Here is a 3,150-nt window from a genome sequence, read left to right on the forward strand (position 1 = left end):
GTCAGCTTTTACAGGAAAAAGGTTATAATGTTGTTGGGCGTGCTGTGGAGATGGAAGATACCCTTCAGCAAATAAGAGTAAAGCGACCACAGTGTGTAATTCTTGAATCTGAGATTTCAGGCCAGCGAAGTTTTGATATTGTTCAGCAAATGCAGCAATCGAACCACCAAACAAAGTTTATTTTATATACCCGTAATCCCGATTTACGAATGGTAGCCAGCGCTATGCAAACAGGTTTTTTCGGCTTTTTGTATGCAACGGATGGGCTAGAAGAATTATATCGATGTTTTCAAACGGTAAGTAACGGTGGATGCTACTACAGTGATGGATTTATGAAGTTACTTAAAGATTTTGGCGTAGAGGTGATTTCGGATACGACGCGTAATGAATTGAGTCGGTTAACTGACCGGGAGCGTGAAGTGCTACGTATGGTTGCTAATGGACACACATCTACCGACATTGCTGATTTGCTGAATATTAGCTATCGGACCGCCGTAAATCATAAGGCGCACATAGCTAAAAAATTAGGCCTAGACAGTTGTAGGAAGCTGCCTCGATATAGTATTGGCGTGAAAAATTACCTGTAGATACAATTACAATAGGGTAGTATTTATCTGTTCCGGAACGTCATCGTAACGTCCCTGTAACCATTCCCGGAATTCATGCATTCGGGCGCGGGGAACAACAATATTGTATTGGTCAGGTGTATTCAGACGAACAATGTACTTTCCGTTCTCCCAGTAAGCATAATTCAATACTGCTTGCCGGTTAACAATATAATCACGCTTGATCCGAAAGAATTGACTCGGGTCTAGCTCAGTTTCCAGATCATTTAGTGTTTTGCCAACTAAGTACCGCCCTCTGACGGATTCCGCATAGTAAAAACGGTCTTCTATGGTAAAATAATAAACATCATTAACTGGGAAATCTAATTCACCTGAAGAATTTTTCCCTTTTAAGTAGGCCAGATAGGGCGATGGAATTGTAGGCTTCGGTGTGAATGTAGCAGAAAGCGCAAGTGCTTTCTGCATAGTTTGAGCTGCTTCGGCCTCCGCTATATCCTGGGCTTCCTGGCGTTGTCGTAAATAATCGGAAACCAATGAAATGTTAACAACTAAATAACCCAGTATAAAAACCGGCATTAAATAACGAAAATACATTTCCCAGGAGAATGTACCGATCAGATAGTGCTTCCAATACGTCGGAAACGTGTAGGTAGGAAAATGCTCCATTAAGAAGCGAAAGGTCTGTGTTAGCGGATTGAATCCTATAAAAGACAGTAAAACGACGGGTAATAAACTTGACTCATAAGTAAGAATTCCTTTAGCTGTTAGCCAAACGGAGTTCATTCGCAATGACGTGTGATATTTATTGATAAGGACTACTAGTATATAAGCCGTACACATTTCAGGTAAAATGAAACTACGGAGTAACATGCTTATATAAGGCAATGAACCGCCATACCGGTTGAGAATTGCCATTTTTCCATTATATGAAATCGTCCATGACAACCCTTCGACTAGCAAAAGCAACCCAATATAGATGCTAACACTATAGAGGGGCTTCTTCAGAAAAGATCTGGTCAGGTATATTTCCTTCATGCTGCCTTAGCAAAAATATGGACTAAGATAGTAGTAATATTTAACTAAAACTAACAACGTAATGTGACTTTTTCGTGATTGATGCCCCTTCTGGCAGTAAATAACTTTGTATTAGAAAAAGGCGCGATAGAAACCGCCGATTAATAAACATAAAGAGCCAGGACAATCAAAAATCGTAAGTCACTATGAAAAAGAAATTCACCATCAAAGCCATGCAGACGACCAAAAACATTCTCTCTTCGACTGCTAAAAATGAATCGTCAAACTTACTAAAGCTAGATGAGCGGGTTTGCTGCCCCTTTTTGCCCGATTTTCACGGCTTGGCTCCCAAGACAGCTTTTTCACTCTAAGTGTATATGGCAACTGCACGTCAACTTTACCAGCAAGAACTAGACCGTTGTCGAGAAACGTTCAATAAAGTCGATCTACGTAAGGAGCGCGGCTATTTGATGAAATTAACAACATTCTCCGCTAACATGGAGAATGTTATGCCGTCAGTTCCTCGTAACGAACATGAAACGCTGTTTCGTGAGTTATTGTTGCAACGTATCTTCAGCTCTTTCGATCAAAATTTTCTAACAGCGGGTGAACTGGTCAAGTTGCGTGGCTCAGATGCATTATTTACGAAAACTGACGGACCAAGGATTTATTGCACCTATCATCTTGGTTCATACCGTTTATTGACCACAGTTTTGTTCCGCCAGGGGATAGATTGTGTTCAATTGCTGGGGAGTGCTATGAACCGGGAGCAGGGCGATGAACTTACGGAGCTTTTTGCCAGAATACGTCGCCAATATAATCTGAATAACGTATTCAAGATAATCGATGTGGGCAGTCCATCGGCAGTATTAACCATGCTGCGCGAACTCAAAGCGGGGCGCTCGCTGGTGGTTTATGTAGATGGTAGCCCCGAAACAGGTCCAGAGCCTGGAGAAGAAGATAAGTTCCTATCAGTACGTTTTGGACAGCGACGCCTGTTGACCCGTAAAGGCGTAGGGTATTTATCACATGCGGCTGGGGTACCTATCGTACCTGTAGTCAGCTATCGGGAACCCGACATGACAAATGTGTTACATTGCCTGAAAACAATTAAACCAATCTCTAAAAGTGATCGGGAAATGTATTGTCAGGAAGCAATGCAACAGCTATACGATGCTTTCTGGCCTTACTTAACCAAGTACCCAGGGCAGTGGGAAGGCTGGAACTATATCCATTCTTTTCTGGAGCCCGAAAGGTTGACAAAGACTTTTATAAAGTACCCATTTGAGCGTCCTAGCTTCAATAAGGAGAGATATACGCTGTGTGACCTTGAGCAGACACCTGTATTATTTGATCGAAGGCTGTATCAAACGTACGAAATTACAGAGGACTTACGCGACCTGTTACTAAATATAAATACGATTGATTCAGTAGAGAATATAGTTGGAAAAGAGTTATATCGCGAACTAATTCAGTTAGAGGTGCTTTATTAAAATTTTACCATACGCATCAAAAAGTAAATGGCCAAACTTTATATAAAGTTTGGCCATTTACTTTTTGATGCGTATGG

4 protein-coding genes are annotated in these 3,150 nt (G+C 41.4%); 3 read left to right on the plus strand and 1 reads right to left on the minus strand.

Features of this window, described 5'->3' with window-relative positions; genetic code table 11:
- Window positions 1-587: LuxR C-terminal-related transcriptional regulator (locus tag ACOJS8_RS13685; protein ID WP_420149105.1), on the plus strand; the 587-nt coding region annotated here is incomplete at its 5' end.
- A gap of 6 nt (window positions 588-593) precedes the next feature.
- Here the strand turns inward: ACOJS8_RS13685 and ACOJS8_RS13690 are convergent.
- A complete protein-coding gene (locus ACOJS8_RS13690) occupies window positions 594-1,232 on the minus strand; it encodes a LytTR family DNA-binding domain-containing protein (protein ID WP_420149106.1) in 639 nt (212 codons plus the stop codon).
- 554 nt (window positions 1,233-1,786) lie between these two features.
- On the opposite strand from ACOJS8_RS13690, the gene ACOJS8_RS13695 reads away from it, so the two are divergent.
- Together ACOJS8_RS13695 and ACOJS8_RS13700 are read left to right on the plus strand one after the other, a co-directional pair.
- The gene (locus tag ACOJS8_RS13695; RefSeq protein ID WP_420149107.1) at window positions 1,787-1,951 is read left to right on the plus strand and encodes a hypothetical protein; all 165 of its coding nucleotides are present in this window, start codon (window positions 1,787-1,789) and stop codon (window positions 1,949-1,951) included.
- A 6-nt stretch (window positions 1,952-1,957) separates the two neighbouring features.
- A complete protein-coding gene (locus ACOJS8_RS13700) occupies window positions 1,958-3,073 on the plus strand; it encodes a hypothetical protein (protein ID WP_420149108.1) in 1,116 nt (371 codons plus the stop codon).
- Window positions 3,074-3,150: the final 77 nt, after the last annotated feature.

Source organism: Spirosoma sp., from assembly GCF_048594605.1.
Lineage (GTDB): Bacteria > Bacteroidota > Bacteroidia > Cytophagales > Spirosomataceae > Spirosoma.

Excerpts from the sequence above, each read along its gene's own strand:
- ACOJS8_RS13695 (WP_420149107.1), top strand. The coding sequence starts at position 1,787 with ATGAAAAAGAAATTCACCATCAAAGCCATGCAGACGACCAAAAACATT.
- ACOJS8_RS13690 (WP_420149106.1), bottom strand. The coding sequence starts at position 1,232 with ATGGAGCATTTTCCTACCTACACGTTTCCGACGTATTGGAAGCACTAT.
- ACOJS8_RS13700 (WP_420149108.1), top strand. The coding sequence starts at position 1,958 with ATGGCAACTGCACGTCAACTTTACCAGCAAGAACTAGACCGTTGTCGA.